We start from the raw sequence: 18,637 nt of genomic DNA, 5'->3' as shown, positions 1-18,637 counted from the left end.
CATGACGCCCGAGCTTGCCGCCCTTGCCGCCGCCCTGCTGGTCCAGATGGCCACGCTGGCGCTGATGGCCGTGGTGGCGAACCGCGAACTCGGGCCGCGCGTCACCCTCTCGCCGCGCGACCCGCCGCTGCCGCCGCTCTCGTCCCGGCTGGGCCGCAACCTGCGCGCGGTGTCGAACGGCTTCGAGGGGCTGGTGCTCTTTGCCCCCGCCGTGCTGCTCGTCCATTTCACCGGCCAGTCCACCGCGCTGACCCAAATCGCCGCCTGGGTCTATGTCCTGGCCCGCCTCCTCTACCTGCCCGCTTATGTCCTGGGCCTCGTGCCCTGGCGCTCGCTTCTCTGGGCGGCGGGTTTCTTCGCAACCCTGATCCTCATCCTGTCCGCCCTGATCTGATCCCTTTTCCCGGAAGACCTTGGGAAGACGTTTGGAAGACGTTCGGAAGACAGTCAAAATACCGAAAACACTGAAGGAAATGACCATGGCAGAATTCGACGTGATCGTGATCGGCGGCGGCCCCGGCGGCTATGTCTGCGCCATCCACTGTGCCCAACTGGGCCTGAAAACCGCCTGTGTCGAAGGGCGCGAAACCCTGGGCGGCACCTGCCTCAACGTGGGCTGCATCCCCTCGAAAGCCTTGCTGAACGCGACGCATCTTCTGCACGAAACCCATGAAAACTTTGAGAAAATGGGCCTGATGGGCGCCAAGGTCAAAGTCGATTGGGAACGGATGCTGCGCTACAAGGACGATACGGTCGCCGGCAACACCAAGGGCATCGAGTTCCTGTTCAAGAAGAACAAGGTCACTTGGCTCAAGGGCTGGGGTTCGATCCCCGAGCCGGGCAAGGTCAAGGTCGGGGAAGAGGTGCACTCCGCGAAAAACATCGTGATTGCAACGGGTTCCGAGGCTTCCGTCCTGCCCGGCATCACCGTGGACGAAGAGGTGATCATCACCTCGACCGGAGCCCTGACCCTGCCGAAGATCCCGAAATCCATGGTCGTGATCGGCGCCGGCGTGATCGGACTGGAAATGGGCTCGGTCTATGCCCGCCTGGGCGCCGAGGTCACGGTGGTCGAATATCTTGACGCCATCACCCCCGGCATGGATGCCGAGGTTGCCAAGACCTTCCAGAGAATCCTGACGAAACAGGGGCTTAAATTCGTGCTTGGCGCCGCCGTCCAGACGGTCGAGCGCAGGGGCAAACAGGCCCATGTCTCGTGGAAGCTGCGCAAGAACGATGCCGCTGGCGAGATCACCGCCGATGCCGTCCTGGTCGCGACGGGCCGCAAACCCTATACCGCAGGCCTCGGGCTCGAGGCGCTGGGGGTCGAGATGGGGCCGCGCGGCACCGTCAAGACCGACAGCCATTTCGCCACCAATATCAGCGGCTTGTATGCGATCGGCGATGCGGTGGCCGGCCCGATGCTGGCGCATAAAGCCGAAGATGAGGGCATGGCCGTTGCCGAAATCCTCGCCGGCAAGCACGGTCACGTTAACTACGACGTCATCCCCGGCGTGGTATACACGACGCCCGAGGTGGCCAGCGTGGGCGCGACGGAAGAGCAGTTGAAGGAACAGGGCCGCGCCTACAAGATCGGCAAGTTTCCCTTCATGGGCAATGCGCGCGCCAAGGCCGTGTTCCAGACCGAAGGCTTCGTGAAACTTCTGGCTGACAAGGAAACCGACCGCATCCTGGGCTGCCACATCATCGGGCCGGGCGCGGGCGACCTGATCCATGAGGTCTGCGTGGCGATGGAATTCGGCGCGTCAGCACAAGACCTTGCGCTGACCTGTCACGCGCACCCCACCTATAGCGAGGCGGTGCGCGAAGCCGCCCTTGCCTGCGGCTTGGGCGCGATCCACGCCTGAAGACAGGACGGCGCGCGCGGCACCGCGCGCTATCCTTTCTTCCTCTTGGCTTAAATAGTCCGGGCGTCCGGGGGCAACGCCCCCGGATCTGCGTGCCGACCGAACAGCCGCTCCAGCAGGCTGCCCGACCGCGCGCCCTCGTCGACGCCGACGACCAGCGCCGCCACCGCCTCGCCATCGGGCGCATCCAGCTCCAGCCGCGCCACCGCCGCAGCCCCCGCCTGCTGCGCGATCCGGTCGCTGCCATTCAGCTGGTCCCGGACGCCACGCCCCTCATAGGCCGGATGTTCGGCATAGATCGTGTCCGACAGGCTGTCGTCGAAAAACACTTGTCCAGTCAAAAGGTTGGCTTCATCAAACCAGACCTTGTAATGGATATGCACCGCCCTGCCGCGATACCAGCCGGGAAAGATGGTGCGGAACTCGGCCACGCCATCCGCGCCCGTCATCTGCGTTCCGCGCAGGAAGGTCTCGCCGGTCGTATCGCCGCCGCCCATGTTGTCGACGCCGGAATAAAGCCCCCCGGCATCGCAATGCCAGACATCCACCCGCGCCGCGACGATGGGCTGGCAATCCGCCGTCACCACCTGCAGCCGCAGCACCGGCGGCAAGCCGGGCCGCCCCTCGGTGATGTCGCTGCGGATCAGCCTGGGATCAAGGTAGAACGGGCCTTCCGTAACCTCCTTCTGCACCATGCAGACATCGCTGGTGATCAGCCCCGAAGCCTGCGCCTCGGCGCGCAGGGCGGGGGAAAGGGCCACGGCAGCGGGGGCCAGCGCGAGGGCATTGAGCAGGCTGCGACGATCAAGAACGGTCAGGGTCATATGCGGTCTCCTGCGGGGTCACACGCCCGCCAGGCGCGGTTCCGTCGCTGCGACGATCCGGTTTTCGGACGAAACCGGGGGCGGGCCGAAAGACCCGCCCCCCGCGCTCAATGCGCCGGCTTGATGAACGTGCCGTTTCGCAGCTCGGCAAAGGCCTGCTGCAACTCGGCCTGCGTGTTCATCACGATCGGCCCGGCCCAGGCCACCGGCTCCTCGATCGGCGCACCCGAAACCAGCAGGAAGCGCACCCCCTCCGGCCCGGCCTGCACCGTCACCTCATCGCCACTGCCAAAGCGCACCAGCGTCCGGTTGCCCGAGAGGTCGCGGATATTCACCTCCTGCCCGGCGACTTCCTTTTCCAGAAGCACGCCTTCAGGGTGGCTGGCATCGGCGAAACGCGCTGCCCCCTCAAAGACATAGGCAAAGGCGCGGCGATAGGTGTCGACCTTGAAACGCTTCTTGCGGCCCGCAGGCACGAAGATATCCAGATATTGCGGCTCGGCCGCGATACCGTCGACCGGGCTGCGGATCCCCTTGTAGTCGCCGATCACCACCTTGATCGAGGTGCCGTCATCGTCGGTGACCTCGGGCAACTCCAGCCCGGGAATGTCCTGATAGCGCGGATCGGTCATCTTCAGCGCCCCAGGCAGATTGCCCCAAAGCTGGAAGCCATGCATCCGGCCCTGCGCATCGCCCTTGGGCATTTCCTGATGCAGGATGCCGCGCCCCGCCGTCATCAGTTGCAGGCTGCCCGCGCCCAAAGTGCCGCGATTGCCCAGGCTGTCGCCATGTTCCACCGTGCCCGCCAGTACATAGGTGATGGTCTCGATGCCGCGATGCGGATGCCAGGGGAAACCGGCCTGATAATCCGAGGGCCGATCACCCCGGAAATCGTCGAACAGCAGGAAAGGGTCAGCCTCGGTCGGATCGGCAAAGCCGAAGGCGCGGTGCAGCCGGACGCCGGCGCCCTCCATCGTGGGCTGGGCGCGGCGGGTTTCAAGAACGGGACGGATCGACATGTCTTTCCTCCTCTGGCCTCGCCTTGCGCGAGGGTCTGGTTTCGCTTGGCCCCAAGATGGGGCGGCCGGCAGATTCGTCCAAGTCCCAGCCGCACAGGTCGATTGTGCGAATTTGCAATAGTTGCGAAAGGGTAAATTCGGAATCGTAACCCGTTGAATCACTTGCGGGCCACGATTGTCCCACCGTGGGACAATCGGCCTGACAGGCCTCAGCTCGCCAGATGCCGCAGCCCCTGCGTCACATCGGTCCGCACCGCCAGCCGCAGCCCCGGCTCGTCCCCGGCCCGCAGCGCCGCCAGGATATGGCGGTGGTGCTGGGGTGGCTCGTTCCGCCGCAACCGCGCGTAAAGCGCCCGCATCGTCGGCCCAAGTTGCAACCACACCGTCTCGCACATGGCCAGCATCGCCGGAGTCTGGGCGCGCAGGTAGAGGGTGCGGTGGAACTCCAGATTGGTGCGCAGATAGGCCACGGCGTCCTGCCGCGCCACGGCCTCGGCATTCAGCGCGTTGATCGCGGCTAGCCGCTCGATCAGCGCGAAATGGGCACGCGGCAGGGCACGGGCCGCCATTTCCGGCTCCAGCATGGCGCGGATCGCCGCCAGCTCCTCAATCCGCTCTGGCGACAGTTCCGGCGTCGAGATCCGGCCCGAGGATGACAGCGTCAGCGCCCCTTCAGCCACCAGCCGCCGCACCGCCTCGCGCGCAGGCGTCATCGACACGCCGAATTGCTTGCCCAGGCCGCGCAGCGTCAGCGCCTGTCCGGGCGCCAACTCGCCATGCATCACCTGCTGGCGCAGGCTGCGATACAGTCGCTCATGCGCGGCGGCATTGGGGTCTGACAGGCGGGGGCGGGGCGCGTCGCTCATGGCCGCAGGGAACACGGGGCGCGCGGCCCGGTCAATCGCCAAAGCGCCAGCGGTGCAGCGCCTGACCCTCGGACCGCAACCAGGCGCGCTCGCGCTTCCAGCCAGGACAGATCCGCGTCACGATGGCCCAATAGGCGGCGGAATGGTTCATCTCGACCAGATGGGCCACCTCATGCGCCGCGACATAGGACAGCACCGAGGGCGGCGCGAGAATCAGCCGCCAGGAATACATCAGCGCCCCGTCCGGCGCGCAGGAACCCCAGCGCGATCGCGTATCGCGCAGCGTCAGGCGGCTGTAGCTGCGGCCGACCAGCCCGGCGAAATGCGCCGAATCGCGCGCCAGCCGGTCACGCGCCAGAACCTTGAGCCAGGCCGCCACCCGCGCACCCGCCTGGGCGGGATCGCCCGGCACCAGCAGACGCTCGTCCTCGACCCGCACGCTGCGGCCCGTCGCGCTTTCCAGCCGCAACAGCCGCCCCTCGACCGGCAGAAGCGTGCCGATCCTCACCGCCTCGCCCGCGGTTTCGGGCATTTCGGACAGGGTTTGGCGCAGCCAACCCTCTTGCGCGTGAAGGAATCGCACCGCTTCGCTCTCGCGCGCCCGCGCCGGCAGGGTCAGCGTCACCCGCCCATCCAGCCGCGAAACGCGCAGCGAGAAACGCCGCGCGCGGGCGGATCGCTTCATCACGATGTCGATCGGGGGCGAACCCGGCAGAACCGCCATGATTGCTGCAAATTCCCCTTGAACAGCGCCCCGCGAAAGCGCATCTGAGCGCGGCTGCGAAAGCCTTTGACAGCCGCACCGCGCTATGGCAAGGGGCGGCTTTCCGAACAGACCGCCCCCGCCGCGCCGCCGCGCGGCCCGGGCCAGAACCGAAGGGACGACCCATGTCCAAGGAAGACTGGGGCACCAAGCGCCTCTGCCCGACCACCGGCAAGCGCTTTTACGACATGAACCGCACGCCGGTCGTCAGCCCCTATACCGGCGAAGTCGTCGATATCGAATCCGCCCGCCGCAAGCTGGCCGCCTCGGTCATCTCGCGCGTCACGCCCCAGAAGGACGAAGATGTGCTGGTCGAGGATATCGACGGCGAAGACGATCTGCTGGAAACCGCGGGCGCCGAGGATACCGAGCTGGACGATGATCTGCTGGAAGATGACAGCGACGACAATGTCTCGCTGGATGATCTGGCCGACGTTGCCGGGGACGAGGAAGACGTCTGACGAAAACGGGGCCGCGGGGCTGCATTTTTCCACTTGCGCCCCCCCGCGGCCTTCCGTAAACACCGCCCATCGCGCCGGTCCTGACCGGCACGAGACCTCCGGTGGGGCCATAGCTCAGATGGGAGAGCGCTTGAATGGCATTCAAGAGGTCGGGGGTTCGATCCCCCCTGGCTCCACCAACAAACTCCTAAATCGCTGAAAAGACGGCCGATCCCCGCAAGGGGCGGCCGTCTTTCGGTTTTCCGGGCCTCGCCCATGGTGGGGGCTTCGCCGCCCCTCCGCCCTTGTGGCTTATCGGCTGATGCTGACGGCCGACCCGATCAACGAAGGCTGCTCGGCGCGGGCGGCATTTCGGCTGCCGCGCGGGACTGGTGTGTGCGCGCTCAGCTCTCGGGCGCGAAGGAGAACAGCATCACGTGGCGATAGGTCTCGCCGGGGTCGAGCCGGGCCGAGGGGAAGCCCGGGTGATTCGGCGCGTCGGGCCAGCGCTGGGTTTCCAGCGCAAAACCCGCGAAGGGACCATAGATCGCGCCATCCTTGCCCGGCAGGCCGTCGGCCAGATGGCCCGCCGTATAGAACTGGATGCCGGGCATATTGGTCCAGAGCTTCATCCGCCGCCCGGACTCCGGGTCCACCGCCAACGCGCAGGGGCGAAGCGCCTCGCCCGCCGCGGGTTCGCTGGGGGCGGAAAGGCAGAAATTGTGGTCAAAGCCCGTCTCGTCGGGCAAAGCCGCTCCGATGGCGCGAAGGGCCAGGAAATCGAAGGCTGAGCCTGCGACCGGCGCGACCTTGCCACTGGGGATGCGCCCCGGCCCGACCGGCGTCACTGCATCGGCCCAAAGCCGCAGCTCCTGGCCCATCACTTGGCCGGACCCCTGCCCTGCCATGTTGAAATAGGCGTGGTTGACCAGGTTCACGAGGGTGGGCGCATCGGTCCGGGCTTCCATCTCGATCCAGAGCCGGTCCTTGTTGTCCAGCCGGTAACGGCAGGTCATCCGCAAGCTGCCGGGATAGCCCATCTCGCCCGCAGGCGAGCTTGCGGCCAGTGTGACATGATCGGCGCCCTGCGCGACGATGCTCCAATGCTTGCGGTCAAAGCCGGCACGGCCGCCATGCAGGTGATTGGCGCCCTCGTTGCAGTCAAGCTGCACCGCCTGCCCGTCCAGCAGGAAACGGCCTCCGGCGATGCGGTTGGCAAAACGCCCGCAGGTCGCGCCGAAATAGGCGGGTGTCGCCTGCCAGTCGGCGGCACTGTCATGACCCAGCACGATATCGGCATAAACCCCGTCGCGATCCGGCACCCACAGCTCAGCCAGCCGCGCGCCCCAGGTCAACACCTTGGCGGTGACACCGGTCTGCCCGGTCAGGGTGATCGCCGTGACGTCCTGGCCATCGATCTTGCCGATCACCTTGGTCATGTCGCGCCCCCTCGGCTCACTTCTGCGCCAAGGCATAGCATCCCGTCGCCCGGCCCCGCCAGAGCCTAGCCTCGCCGCATCACGACCCGCGCCACGATCGGCGCAAGCGTGATGACAAGGACCAGCCGCAAGAGGTGATGGCTGACCACAAAGGCCAGATCCGCCCCCGCCATGATCGAGATCACCACCATCTCGGCCTGTCCGCCCGGCAGGAAGGCCAGAAAGGCCTCTTGCCCCGGCGCCAGACCGGTCTGGGTCAGGAACTCGATGAAACACAGGCTGAGCACCGCCAGAAGCACCGCATACAGAAGCCCTGCGCCCACATCGATGCGAATCTCGCGCGCGGTGATGCCGGAATATTTGACACCGACGGACAGGCCGATGAAAAGCTGCGCCGCCCAGATCATTTCGGTCGGCGGTCGGGCGGTGACGATCCCCGACAGCGACAAGATCGCCGCAAGAATCATCGGTCCCAGGATCGAGGCCCCGAACAGGCGCAGCCGCTCGGCCAGTTTCCAGCCGACAAGCCCGGCCACCATCAGGATGGCGATTTGGTCAAGGCCCACCTCGCTTGCCGGGCGGCCCGGGGCGCGGGTGAGATCTACCTCCCAGAACCAGTGCATCAGGATCGGTGCAAGGGTCACGATGGCCAGAACGCGCGTCGCATGGATCAGCGACAGCGCCCGCACATCGCCGCCCGCCTCCTGGCCGAAGACCAGCATGTCCTGCAACCCGCCCGGCATTGCGGCATACCAGGCGGTCGGGTGGTCAAAGCCGAAGACGCGGCGGAACAGCGGATAGCCCAGACACGCAATCGCAGTGATGAACAGCGGCACGAAAGCCAGAGACCCGGCCATGGCTGGCAGGCGATGGACCAGATCAGGGGTGATCGACGCGCCGACGGCCAGACCCAGGAAAGTGCGCAAATAGGTGCCGAAAGGCCCCATATCCGCCATGCGCGCCCCGCAAAGCGCGGCGATCAGACAGGCAGTCATCGGCCCCAGAAGCAGCGGCAAGGGCAGCTTGAGGGTCACGAACAGCCCGGCCCCGGCGACCGCGAAAACCAGCGTCAGCGCGCGGCGGCGCCACAGCCTCACGCTCTCAGACGTCAATCTCCAGCTCCGCCAGAAGATGCGCCCATTGCGCGCCATGCATGTCGCGGTCGTCGCGGCTGCCTTGCACGACGGGGCGCGGGAAAGAGACCTTGATCACGTTCAGACCGGGAATGTCGAAGCGCTTCAGAAGCTGCTCGGGCTGGCCATAGACCCGTGCCAAAAGGCCATTGGGCAGGCCCTTGACCAGCCGCCCATAGGCCTCGGAAGAGCCGCAGAAGATATCGACCGTCACCCAGAAGGGACCGGCATTTTTCGAACGAACCTTCTTGGCAATCTCAGCGACGCGCATTTGACACCTCCGTCACCTCAAGGCGGAAGGCCGCCATCGGATCGTCGATCCGCATCACATGGTTCAGCACGAATTCATACAGCGCGCCGCGATTGGTCGTGGCCGGCGAATAGAGAAAGGCGAAGGTCGGCAATTCCTCGCTCGGGGTCAGCGGATGGTGCAGCACGAAGGGGTTGATCAGCTTGCCGATCTCGGCCGCCTGGGCCTGCGTCGGGGCGGTGATGATGCCCAGAACCCCCACCTCGACCGGCTGGCCCATGCGATTTTCCATGGCCCCCAGCGCGGAGTTGACGCCGATCAGGCGGAATTCCAGGCTATAGGCCTCGGGGCCCATGCCGGTGCGGCCCGCGATCGCCTCGATGCAATGCGCGGTCAGGCCGTCGACCCAGTCTTGCGCATGGGCGACATAGCGTGGGTCGCGCAGCACGGCCAGGATGGTCGTCTGGTAGCCCGCCGCCCGCGCGCCTTCCAGCTTGACCGTATAAGGCCCGGGCACCCATTTCGACCCCTCGACCCGCACGCGGCGGTCGTCCAGCGCGGTGTATCGCGCGCTGCGCACGTCCAGATGGCCGCCTGGTTCATAAAGCTGGAAAGGATCGGAGTTCTCGTAAAGCATATGGGCCGAAACCGAATGCGGCGTGCAGGCGGCTTCCAGCGCCATCGGCTCGACCGTGAAGCCGGTCTCGTCGAAATCGACAAGGATCGTGCCCGTCATCGGATGGGTCGAGCACAGGGCGCCGCATTCGGCGATCTTGGCGCCATGCCAGGCCCCGCCCGCCAGATCGCCACGCGCCAGCGGCAAGGCCGCGATGATCGCCGTGTCGGTGGTGCGGCCGCAGATCACCACATCCGCCCCGGTCGCCAGCGCGGCCTGAACCTGTTCGGCCCCGGCCAAAGCCACGATATTCGTGGTCGAGGCGAGAAGCGCGGCGTCAATCTCGGGGGCCGCGGAAAGCGGCGCGACCCGCCCCGCCTCAAGCGCTGCGATCACCCGCTCGGCCGGTTGGCCGCAATAGACCCGGGCGATCTTCAGCGTCTGGCCCAGCTCTTCGGCCAGTTCCAGCGTGATCTGGAACATCCAGTCCACGGTGGCATCGGCCCCGCAGGTGCCGGCGGTGCCGATGACTAGCGGAACCCCGGCTTCCGCGCGGGCCAGCATCAATTCGCGCCATTCGGCCTTGGTGGCGGCACGGGAGTATTTCGATTCCCCCGCGCCCAGAGAATAAGGCCCACTGTCGGTAGAGCCGCCGTCGATGGCGATGATGTCAGGCTTCATCGCCACGCCCCGGGCCAAGGCCTTGCGGTCAAAGCCAAGGCACAGAACCCCTGACGGCACCAATACGCGGGTCGGCATCTTTTTCTCCTTCACACCCCTTGCGAGGTCAGTCCTTGTCCATCGGCAGGTCAGTTTCAGGAACCGGCGGCCGCTGCAACACCCTGCGCAGGAACAGCGGGGCAAGGAAACCGCCGACCGCCAGGATCCACAGCACGACCGCAATCGGCGACGAGAACAGGAACATCCAGTCGCCATCCGAGATGGTCAGCCCTCGGCGCAGCCAGTCTTCCATCTGGTTGCCCAGAAGGATGCCCAGTATCACCGGCATCGTCGGCACATCCAGCTTGCGCAGGATATAGCCCAGCACGCCGAAGATGATCATCAGCAGAAGATCGAAATAGCTGCCCGAAAGCGAGAAAATCCCAACGAAACTGACCATGGTGACCATGGGCATCAGGAACCACGGCGGCACCGAGAGGATCTTCACGAACAGCCGCTCCATCAGGACGTTCAAGATCAGAAGCACGACATTCGCGATGAAGAGGCTGGCGATCAGGCCCCAAACCACTTGCGGCTGGTCGGTGAACAGTCGCGGACCGGGGGTGATGTTCAGCGTCAGTAGCAGCGCCAGCATAACCGCCGTGGTGCCCGAACCGGGCACGCCCAGCGTCAGCATCGGGATCATCGCGCCGCCCGCGGCGGCATTGTTCCCGGCTTCCGGTGCGGCCACGCCGCGCGGGTCGCCCTTGCCAAATGTGCCCTTGCGGTTCGAAAAGCTCTTCTCGGCCATATAGGCCATGAACGAGCCCAGCGAAGCACCCGCCCCCGGCAGGATACCGGCGATGAAGCCAAGCCCCGTGCCGCGCATCATCGCGCCGAAGGTGCGTTTCAGATCGCCCCATGGCACCGACAGTTTTCCAACCTTGATCCCCAGGGCCGAGCTGCGTCCATGGCTTTCGATGAAGATGAAGATCTCCGAAATGGCGAACAGGCCGACGATGGCGACCAGAAAGTCGATCCCGTCATAGAGATGCAGGGTGCCGCCGGTGAAGCGGGTGGCGCTGGTCGAATTGTCCAGACCCACCATAGACAGCTCAAGGCCAAGACAGGCCGCAAAGGCGGATTTGGCCTGGTTGTTCGAGGTCAGGCCGCCCAGCGTTGCACAGGCAAGCATGTAGAGCGCGAAATATTCGGCCGGACCAAAGCGATAGGCGACCGAGGCCAGGGCCGGCGCCATGACGACCAAACCGACCGTCGACAGGAAAGAGCCCATGAAAGAGACGACACCCGAGATCACCAGCGCATCCCCGCCCGGCCCTGCTTGGCCATGGGGAACCCGTCCAGCGTGGTCATCATCGCGGGCTCGTCGCCGGGAATGTTCAAGAGGATCGACGATATCCGCCCGCCATACATGCAGCCGTAATAGACCCAGGTCAGCAGAACCAGCGCCTCGATCGCATCCAGCTTGAGCGCGAAGGCCAGCGGGATCAGGATGGCGACGCCGTTCGATGGGCCAAGGCCCGGCAGCGCGCCGATGATCGTGCCCAGGAAACAGCCGCAGATGGCAAGGAACAGGGTATAGGGCGTCACGGCGACGCCGAACCCCATCCAGAGGTTGGCCAAGGTATCCATAGCGATGCGGCCCCCCTCAGCCCATCAGCGCCCGGGGAAAGGGCTGCAAGCCCAGGCCCAGGCCATATTTGAAGATGACATAGAGCACCACAGACAGGCCGATGCCCATCATGACGCTTTGCATGGCCTTGGGTTCGATCAGATAGCCGATGGCCGCCGAGGCGATGGCCGTCGGGATCAGGAAGCCCAGGGGCACGATGGAATAGGCATAGGCCACCAGCGCCAACAGAGCGATGCCCATGGCGAACCAGGCCCGCGCGCCCGGCCATTCCGGCTCGGCGTCGGGGCGCAGCAGGATGCCGATACCGCAGATCAGGCCATCCGCCGCGATCAGCATCGGGAAGGCGCGCTGACCCAGCGGGTCCATCATCATTCCGGCCTGGATCTGCCAGGCGCCCGCGAAATACGCGAGCGCCGACAGGACCACGACCAGACCAAAGATCCGGTCGCTTTTCATCATTGGATGATCCCGATGTCTTTGGAGAGCTGGTTGGTGTCGGCAACGACCTGATCGATCCAGCCCTGGAAGTCTGTCCCGACCTTGGTGAAAGGCGCCAGACCGTTGTCAGCCATGATCTGCTTCCATTCGGCGCTGTCGGCGATGGTTTGCAGCTTTTCGGCCCAGGCGTTGAACTGGTCGTCCGAGATGCCCTTGGGCACATAGAGGCCGCGCCAGTTCACCACTTCGACGTCGAAGCCCTGCGACTTGGCGGTCGGGATTTCCTCAAAGCCCGGCACCGGCTCGGCCGACAGCACGGCCAGCGCGCCGCAATTCTACACCGCGCCCTATCGTGACTATGACCTGCGGCTCGCCGCCGTGACGCGCCGGATGCTGATCGACGGCAAGACGGTTACCGCGCTTGTGGTTCTGGGCCAGACCCGGTTCGGGCAGAAAAACATCGCAGACAGCATCGGGGCGCGCGCCGCCCTTCTGGGCGTCTGCTTTTTCATCCTTGCGGTGCCTCTTTCGCTTCTGGCCGCCCGCGCGATCCTGGGCCCGGTGGGCCGGGTGACCGAAGCGGTGTCTCGTCGAGGCCCGCATGATCTGCGCGCGGTGAACCAGTCGGTCCCACGCGAGCTGGGGGCCGCTGATCGGCGCGCTGAACGGCTTCATCCTGCGGCTCCGCGGGGCGCTGTCGCGCACCGAGACCTTCATCGCCGAAGCCGCCCACCACATCCGTACCCCGCTGTCGACCGTGCGGACCGAGGCAGAAATCGCCCTGCGCCAGAGCCAGGAAGAAGGCACCCGCGCCCGGTTGCTCAGCGTGATCCGCTCGGTCGAGGAAAGCTCGCGCTCAGCGGGGCAGCTTCTGGAACAAGCGCTGGTCCTGTACCGCACCGACCGCCTGGACCGGGCCGAGTTCGACCTGGGTGCAATCCTTGCCGCGCAGGTGCAGTCCTTTCGTCCCACCGCCGATCTGCGCGAGATCACCCTGGCCTTCGCCGCGCCTGAAGCCGCGATACCGGTGCTGGGCGACCGGCTGATGGTCGAGGCGGCCCTGCGCAACATCCTGGACAACGCGATCAAATACTCGCCAGACGAAGCGCAGGTCGAAGTCATCCTTGCCCTGCGCGACGGGCGCGCCGAAACGCAGGTCTGCGACCGGGGACGCGGGCTTGGCGGGGCGGATCTTGTGGAACTGTCGCAACGGTTCCGCCGGGGTGGCAATGTCTCCGACATCGTCGGCTCTGGCCTTGGCCTGACCATCGTGCTTGAGGTGGCCGAGGCCTCGGGCGGCAGTTTCACCCTATCCCCCCGGGACGGAGGCGGCACATGCGCGCTTTTCTCGCTGCCCTTGCGGTAAGCCTTGCCAGCCCCGCCCTGGGGTTCGATATCGAAGAGCATCTGCGCATGGACGGTGCGGCGCCGGTCGCGACCGTGTCGATCCTGTCCACCACCGACAGCGTGACCGCGCGCCCGCTGCTTGAGGCATTCCTGGTCGAACACCCGGACCTGACCGTCGACTATGTGGTGGCCTCGGCCCTGTCGGTACAGGAGGCCATCGTCGAGGAAGGCGCGGCCTTCGATCTGGTCATCTCTTCCGCCATGGACCTTCAGGTCCAGCTTGCGAATGACGGCTATGCCCTGCCGCAGATGCCTGAAACCGCCGAAACCCTGCCGCATTGGGCGCATTGGCGCGATCTGGTCTATGGTTTCGCGCTGGAACCGGTTGTGATCGTCGTCTCGGCCCGCGCCTTCGCCGGACGCGCGCCGCCCCGCACGCGCCGCGAATTGATCGATCTGCTGCGCGACAACCCGGAACGCTTCCGCCAGCGCATCGGCACCCATGACCCGGCGATTTCCGGCGCGGGCTATCTTTTCGCCACCCAGGATGCCGGCTTGGGCAACACGTTCTGGCGGCTGGCCGAAGTTATGGGGCGACTGGACGCGAAGCTTTAGTGCTGTTCGGGCGAGATGATCCGCGATCTGGCCGAAGGGCGGCTCGACATCGCCTATAATGTGGTCGCCAGCTACGCGCTGGCCCAGGCCAACCGCGATCGCGGTCTTGTGGTGCTTGAACCCGAGGATTTCACCCTGCTTCTGATCCGCACCGCGCTGGTGCCGACCACGGCACGGCGGCCCGATCTGGGGGCCAAGGTGCTGTCCTTCCTGTTGTCGGTCGATGGCCAGACCCGCATGGCTCAGGCCTCGGGCATGTATTCGGTGACGGCGCCCCTGGCCAGCCTGCCGCCTTCGGCCCGGCCGATCCGGCTTGACCCCGGGCTGCTTGCCAATCTCGACAAGGTGCGCCGCGCGGCCTTTCTGGGCGAATGGCAGGCGGCGATGACCCAGCCCTGAAAGGCAAGGCCCGCTCGGCACGTGTTTGGCGGTGCGCCGCGCCGTCAGCTCGCGCGCAACGCGGCTGGCAACAGCGCCTCGGGCAGGTTCTGATAACAGACCGGGCGCAACCAGCGCCGGATCGACAAAGTGCCCACGCTGGTCGCCCCGAAATTGGTGCTGGCCGGATAGGGGCCGCCATGGACCATGGCATCCGCCACCTCGACCCCGGTCGGAAAACCATTGGCAAGAATGCGACCCGCCTTGCGCTCCAGCACCGGCATAAGGGTCTGCGCCAGATCCGTGTCGCCTTCGTCCAGATGCAGAGTGCAGGTCAACTGGCCCTGCAAGCCCTGCGCGACGGCCAGCATCTCGGCGGCATGGCGGACACGGACCACGATGCCCAGCGGACCGAAGACCTCTTCCGCCAGCGCGTGATCGGCCAGCCAGTCGCTGCCCGAAACCTCATACAATAGCGGAGTGGCCAGGCGATGTTCCGGCGTGCTGATCAGAACCTCGCGCACCCCCTGTCCCGAAGCGATCCTGTCGCGGCCCTTGCGATAGGCGGCAGCGATGCCATCGGTCAGCATGGTCTGCGGCCCGACCGTCGCCAGTGCGGTGCGGGCCGCAGCCACAAAGGCATCGGCATCCGGCCCATCGATCACCACCGCGATCCCGGGATTCGTGCAGAACTGCCCCGCACCCATGGTCAGGCTGGCCGCCCAGCCCTTGGCAATCGCCTCGCCCCGCGCAGCCACGGCTGCGGGCAAGAGAAACATCGGGTTGACCGAGCCCAGCTCGCCAAAGAACGGGATCGGCTCGGGCCTTGCCGCGCAAAGGTCAAACAGCGCGCGACCGCCGAAGAGCGAGCCGGTAAAACCCACCGCCTTGATGCGCGGATCGCGCACCAGCGCCTCGCCCACGTCGCGATTGCCCCCTTGAACCAGGCTGAACGTGCCCGCAGGCATGGCGCAGGCGCGGATCGCGGCATCCACCGCCTGGGCCACAAGCTCTCCGGTGCCGGGATGGGCGGAATGGCCCTTGACCACCACCGGGCAGCCGGCGGCCAGCGCCGAGGCCGTGTCGCCGCCCGCGACCGAGAAGGCCAGCGGGAAGTTCGAGGCGCCGAAGACCGCGACCGGGCCGATCGGGCGCTGCATCATCCGCAGGTCGGGGCGCGGCAGCGGCTGGCGGTCGGGCAGCGCCGGATCGTGGCGCAGGTCGAGCCAGCCCTCCTTGCGGATATGGCTGGCGAACAGCTTCAGCTGCCCCGTGGTGCGGCCGCGTTCGCCCACCAGCCGCGCTTCGGGCAGGCCGGTTTCCTGGCTGCCGATCTCGGTGATCGCATCGCCGCGGGCGTCGATCTCGGCGGCGATGGTTTCCAGAAACCGCGCGCGGGCCTCGGGGCCGGCGGCGTCGAAATCCAGCGCCGCGGCTTCGGCAGCGGCGCAGGCCTGGGCGACATGGGCGGGGGTGCCGACCGCGAAATCATGCGAGGGGCCATGGGCGGGGGTCGAGGCGAAGCGGCTTTCGCCTTCAACCCATTGGCCCGCGATCAGGTGCTTGCCGGTCAGCATGTCGGTCTCCTTTGCGTTGGAAGACCGGGGGCCCTGCCCCCGGACCCCCGGGATATTTGAACAGAGAGGAAGGTTCAGAAGTGGAAAGGATCGGTGATCTGGCGCCGGCCCAGTGTCAGCGCGTCGGAGACATGGACCATGGGCGCCAGGTCGACTTCGCTTTGCCCCTGGCGGACCAGATCGGCCATGCGGGCGTAAAGGGCCGGGTATTCGCCCATGATCGAGTTTTCCCCGCCCGAGGGCTGGCCGCCGATTTCCAGCAGGTTGCCGCCCAGGCGCAGGGCCATCGGGCCCGCATCGGTGTCAATCTCGATATCCCAGGTCTGCGGGCCTTCCTGGCGCCAGTCGAAATCGGCGCTGACGCCGCCCGTGAAGGTCAGCTGCGCCGCGATGGGCGTCTGGCGGTTTTCGGGGAAGGTCAGGGTCGCCGCGGTCAGGTGGACGGGGCGCGGCAGGATATGGGTCAGGATCGACAGGGCGTTGATGCCGGGATCGAAGACGCCCATGCCGCCGGGTTCGAACACCCAATCCTGGCCCGGGTGCCATTTCCGCACATCCTCGCGCCAGGTGATATGGGCGCGGGTGACCGTCTTGTCGGCCAGCCAGGCGCGGGCGGGCGCGACGGCATGGGCCATGCGGCTGTGCCAGGTGGTGTAGAGCGTCAGGCCCCGGGCGGCGGCCATGTCCTGCAGGGCGTGCACCTCGGCCAGCGTGGCGCCGGGCGGCTTTTCCAGCATCACATGGCGGCCGGCTCGCAAGGCCGCCTCGGCCGCGGCAAAGCGCGGCACGGGCGGCAGGCACAGCGAGACGACCTGCACCTCGGGATGCGCGTCCAGCATCTGCGCGATGTCGGTATGGGGGGCCACGCCCGGCACCGTACCATGGCGCGAGACGGTGGCGACCAGATGCCAGTCGGGGCTGGCGGCAATGGCCGGAACATGCTGGTCGACAGCGATCTTGCCGATGCCGACCAGCGCCACCGGAATTGGGGCGACCGGAGCCGGCATCAATGCGAATCCTTGCCCACCGGTGCGCCGCGGCACCCCTTGAGGAAATCAAGGTCGGCGCCGGTATCGGCGCCCTGGACATGCGCCTGATGCAGGAAGGCATAGCCGCTGTCCGGCTGGGTATGGCTCGGCGTCCAGGCGGCAAGCCGCGCTTCCAGTTCTGCTTCCGGGATATCCAGATGCAGGCGACGGTTTGGCACATCAAGATCAATCATGTCGCCGTCGCGCACCACGGCCAGAGGACCGCCCGCCGCCGCCTCGGGCGAGGTATGCAGCACGACCGTGCCATAGGCGGTGCCCGACATGCGCGCGTCCGAGATGCGGACCATGTCGGTGATGCCCTTGCGCAGCACCTTGGGCGGCAGGCCCATATTGCCGACCTCGGCCATGCCCGGGTAACCCTTGGGGCCGCAGTTCTTGAGGACCATCACGCAGGTCTCGTCAATATCCAGCGCCTCGTCGTTGATCTTGGCCTTGTAGTCGTCGATATCCTCGAACACGACCGCGCGGCCGCGATGGCTCAGCAGATGCGGCGAGGCGGCCGAAGGCTTCAGCACCGCGCCCTTCGGCGCGAGATTGCCCTTCAGGACCACCACACCGCCCGATCTGGTCAGCGCCTTCTCGGCGGGCAGGATCACGTCTTCATTGTGATTTGTGACATCCTTCACCTGCTCCCAGGCGGTCTGGCCCGAAACCGTCAGCGCCTCCTTGTGCAGCAGGCCCGCCTCGCCCAGCCGTTTGATGACGACCGGCAGGCCACCCGCATAGAAGAATTCTTCCATCAGGTACTTGCCCGAGGGCATCAGGTTCACGATGGTCGGCACGTTGCGGCCGCAGCGGTCCCAGTCGTCCAGCGTCAGGTCCACGCCGACACGGCCCGCGATCGCAAGAAGATGGATGACGGCATTGGTGCTGCCGCCAATGGCTGCATTGGTGCGGATGGCATTCTCGAAGGCCTGCTTCGTCAGGATGTCGGAAGGTTTCAGATCGTCCTTCACCATCTGCACGATGCGCCGCCCGGTCAGCTGCGCCATGACGCGGCGGCGGCTGTCCACCGCCGGGATCGCCGCATTGCCCGACAAGGCCATGCCCAGCGCCTCGGCCATGCTGGCCATGGTCGAAGCCGTGCCCATTGTGTTGCACGAGCCCGGAGAACGGCTCATCGAAGCTTCGGCCTCGGCGAATTCCGCCGCCGTCATCTCGCCCGCCTTCACCGCTTCCGAGAATTTCCACAGATGCGTGCCCGATCCCACGCGTTCATTGCGGAAATAGCCGTTCAGCATCGGCCCGCCGGTGACGATGATCGACGGCAGATCGGTCGAGGCCGCCGCCATCAGCAAGGACGGCGTGGTCTTGTCGCAGCCGACCAACAGCACGCAGCCATCCATCGGCTGGCCGCGCATCTGTTCTTCCACCGCCATGGCGGCCAGGTTGCGGAACATCATCGCAGTCGGGCGGAAGGCCGACTCTGAGGTGGAAAACACCGGCACTTCGACCGGAAAGCCGCCCGCCTCGTAGATGCCATGCTTCACCCGCTGCGCAAGGTCGTTCAGATGCGCGTTGCAGGGCGTCAGTTCCGACCAGGTGTTCAGGATGCCGATCACGGGGCGACCATCGAACAGGTCATGCGGGAAACCCTGGTTCTTCATCCAGCCGCGATGATAGATCTGGTCGCGGCCGGTGCCGCCGAACCATTCCTGCGAGCGCAGTTTGCGGGGCCATTTGGCGGGTTTGAAGGTCATT

Annotated in this window: 20 protein-coding genes, 1 tRNA gene and 1 pseudogene; 7 read left to right on the top strand and 15 right to left on the bottom strand. The window is 66.3% G+C overall.

The annotated features are described in order from the left end of the window. Nucleotide 1: 1 nt before the first annotated feature. Both ACED67_RS07555 and lpdA read left to right on the top strand, forming a co-directional pair. Nucleotides 2–394, top strand: a complete 393-nt coding sequence (locus tag ACED67_RS07555) for an MAPEG family protein (RefSeq protein WP_395540960.1) — start codon at nucleotides 2–4, stop codon at nucleotides 392–394. Between the two features lie 85 nt (nucleotides 395–479). Beyond that, entirely contained in the window at nucleotides 480–1,868 is a 1,389-nt protein-coding gene (gene lpdA / locus ACED67_RS07550) for a dihydrolipoyl dehydrogenase (protein ID WP_395540959.1), read from the top strand. Between the two features lie 50 nt (nucleotides 1,869–1,918). Here lpdA and ACED67_RS07545 read toward each other — a convergent pair whose 3' ends face one another. The 4 genes from ACED67_RS07545 to ACED67_RS07530 form a co-directional block, all read right to left on the bottom strand. Beyond that, complete coding sequence (locus tag ACED67_RS07545) at nucleotides 1,919–2,692, bottom strand: intradiol ring-cleavage dioxygenase (RefSeq protein WP_395540958.1); 774 nt, start codon at nucleotides 2,690–2,692, stop codon at nucleotides 1,919–1,921. A gap of 107 nt (nucleotides 2,693–2,799) precedes the next feature. Then, nucleotides 2,800–3,711 carry a pirin family protein gene (locus tag ACED67_RS07540; RefSeq protein ID WP_395540957.1) on the bottom strand — a complete coding sequence of 304 codons (912 nt, stop codon included), beginning with the start codon at nucleotides 3,709–3,711 and terminating at the stop codon, nucleotides 2,800–2,802. 209 nt (nucleotides 3,712–3,920) lie between these two features. Then, on the bottom strand, nucleotides 3,921–4,577 hold the full coding sequence (locus ACED67_RS07535) for a GntR family transcriptional regulator (protein ID WP_395540956.1): 657 nt from the start codon (nucleotides 4,575–4,577) through the stop codon (nucleotides 3,921–3,923). Between the two features lie 31 nt (nucleotides 4,578–4,608). Then, nucleotides 4,609–5,301, bottom strand: coding sequence for a M48 family metallopeptidase (locus tag ACED67_RS07530; RefSeq protein ID WP_395540955.1), 693 nt, complete (start codon nucleotides 5,299–5,301; stop codon nucleotides 4,609–4,611). Nucleotides 5,302–5,465: 164 nt separating this feature from the next. On the opposite strand from ACED67_RS07530, the gene ACED67_RS07525 reads away from it, so the two are divergent. Together ACED67_RS07525 and ACED67_RS07520 are read left to right on the top strand one after the other, a co-directional pair. Beyond that, nucleotides 5,466–5,801 (top strand): TIGR02300 family protein, encoded by a 336-nt coding sequence (locus ACED67_RS07525; RefSeq protein ID WP_395540954.1) that lies wholly within the window; start codon nucleotides 5,466–5,468, stop codon nucleotides 5,799–5,801. A 103-nt stretch (nucleotides 5,802–5,904) separates the two neighbouring features. After that, nucleotides 5,905–5,980: transfer RNA gene (locus tag ACED67_RS07520), tRNA-Ala, on the top strand. Nucleotides 5,981–6,184: 204 nt separating this feature from the next. Here ACED67_RS07520 and ACED67_RS07515 read toward each other — a convergent pair. The 8 genes and pseudogenes from ACED67_RS07515 to ACED67_RS07480 form a co-directional block, all read right to left on the bottom strand. Further along, a complete protein-coding gene (locus ACED67_RS07515; RefSeq protein WP_395540953.1) occupies nucleotides 6,185–7,219 on the bottom strand; it encodes an aldose epimerase family protein in 1,035 nt (344 codons plus the stop codon). Nucleotides 7,220–7,284: 65 nt separating this feature from the next. Continuing rightward, nucleotides 7,285–8,331, bottom strand: coding sequence for an AbrB family transcriptional regulator (locus ACED67_RS07510; RefSeq protein WP_395540952.1), 1,047 nt, complete (start codon nucleotides 8,329–8,331; stop codon nucleotides 7,285–7,287). After that, nucleotides 8,321–8,623, bottom strand: a complete 303-nt coding sequence (locus ACED67_RS07505) for a DUF4387 family protein (RefSeq protein WP_395540951.1) — start codon at nucleotides 8,621–8,623, stop codon at nucleotides 8,321–8,323. The genes ACED67_RS07510 and ACED67_RS07505 overlap by 11 nt, the downstream gene beginning before the upstream one ends. Then, a complete protein-coding gene (locus tag ACED67_RS07500; protein ID WP_395540950.1) occupies nucleotides 8,610–9,977 on the bottom strand; it encodes an acyclic terpene utilization AtuA family protein in 1,368 nt (455 codons plus the stop codon). The genes ACED67_RS07505 and ACED67_RS07500 overlap by 14 nt, the downstream gene beginning before the upstream one ends. A gap of 28 nt (nucleotides 9,978–10,005) precedes the next feature. Next, nucleotides 10,006–11,531, bottom strand: a pseudogene (locus tag ACED67_RS07495) (tripartite tricarboxylate transporter permease). A 16-nt stretch (nucleotides 11,532–11,547) separates the two neighbouring features. Continuing rightward, on the bottom strand, nucleotides 11,548–11,991 hold the full coding sequence (locus tag ACED67_RS07490) for a tripartite tricarboxylate transporter TctB family protein (RefSeq protein ID WP_395540949.1): 444 nt from the start codon (nucleotides 11,989–11,991) through the stop codon (nucleotides 11,548–11,550). Continuing rightward, the gene (locus ACED67_RS07485) at nucleotides 11,988–12,287 is read right to left on the bottom strand and encodes a hypothetical protein (RefSeq protein WP_395540948.1); all 300 of its coding nucleotides are present in this window, start codon (nucleotides 12,285–12,287) and stop codon (nucleotides 11,988–11,990) included. Before ACED67_RS07485 ends, ACED67_RS07490 begins: the two co-directional genes overlap by 4 nt. Further along, nucleotides 12,256–12,645, bottom strand: coding sequence for a hypothetical protein (locus tag ACED67_RS07480; protein WP_395540947.1), 390 nt, complete (start codon nucleotides 12,643–12,645; stop codon nucleotides 12,256–12,258). Before ACED67_RS07480 ends, ACED67_RS07485 begins: the two co-directional genes overlap by 32 nt. On the opposite strand from ACED67_RS07480, the gene ACED67_RS07475 reads away from it, so the two are divergent. From ACED67_RS07475 to ACED67_RS07465, 3 genes are read left to right on the top strand one after another with little or no spacing between them, the layout of a single operon-like run. Then, nucleotides 12,620–13,336: a sensor histidine kinase gene (locus tag ACED67_RS07475; RefSeq protein ID WP_395541150.1), complete on the top strand. Its 717-nt coding sequence runs from the start codon at nucleotides 12,620–12,622 to the stop codon at nucleotides 13,334–13,336. The two genes, ACED67_RS07480 and ACED67_RS07475, sit on opposite strands and share 26 nt — an antisense overlap. Continuing rightward, nucleotides 13,306–13,932 carry an ABC transporter substrate-binding protein gene (locus ACED67_RS07470; protein WP_395540946.1) on the top strand — a complete coding sequence of 209 codons (627 nt, stop codon included), beginning with the start codon at nucleotides 13,306–13,308 and terminating at the stop codon, nucleotides 13,930–13,932. Before ACED67_RS07475 ends, ACED67_RS07470 begins: the two co-directional genes overlap by 31 nt. A 15-nt stretch (nucleotides 13,933–13,947) precedes the next feature. Then, complete coding sequence (locus tag ACED67_RS07465) at nucleotides 13,948–14,331, top strand: hypothetical protein (protein WP_395540945.1); 384 nt, start codon at nucleotides 13,948–13,950, stop codon at nucleotides 14,329–14,331. Between the two features lie 44 nt (nucleotides 14,332–14,375). Here ACED67_RS07465 and ACED67_RS07460 read toward each other — a convergent pair whose 3' ends face one another. The 3 genes from ACED67_RS07460 to araD form a co-directional block, all read right to left on the bottom strand. Further along, nucleotides 14,376–15,887: an aldehyde dehydrogenase (NADP(+)) gene (locus tag ACED67_RS07460; RefSeq protein WP_395540944.1), complete on the bottom strand. Its 1,512-nt coding sequence runs from the start codon at nucleotides 15,885–15,887 to the stop codon at nucleotides 14,376–14,378. A 74-nt stretch (nucleotides 15,888–15,961) separates the two neighbouring features. Beyond that, nucleotides 15,962–16,894, bottom strand: coding sequence for a Gfo/Idh/MocA family protein (locus ACED67_RS07455; RefSeq protein ID WP_395540943.1), 933 nt, complete (start codon nucleotides 16,892–16,894; stop codon nucleotides 15,962–15,964). Then, nucleotides 16,894–18,636 carry an L-arabinonate dehydratase gene (araD, locus tag ACED67_RS07450; protein WP_395540942.1) on the bottom strand — a complete coding sequence of 581 codons (1,743 nt, stop codon included), beginning with the start codon at nucleotides 18,634–18,636 and terminating at the stop codon, nucleotides 16,894–16,896. The genes ACED67_RS07455 and araD overlap by 1 nt, the downstream gene beginning before the upstream one ends. Nucleotide 18,637: the final 1 nt, after the last annotated feature.

The sequence above is a fragment of the Neotabrizicola paludis genome (genome assembly GCF_044142105.1).
In the GTDB taxonomy this organism is placed as follows: Bacteria; Pseudomonadota; Alphaproteobacteria; order Rhodobacterales; family Rhodobacteraceae; genus Pseudogemmobacter.
Note: the sequence above shows the minus strand (reverse complement) of the source record. Positions and strands in the feature narration are given on the sequence as shown.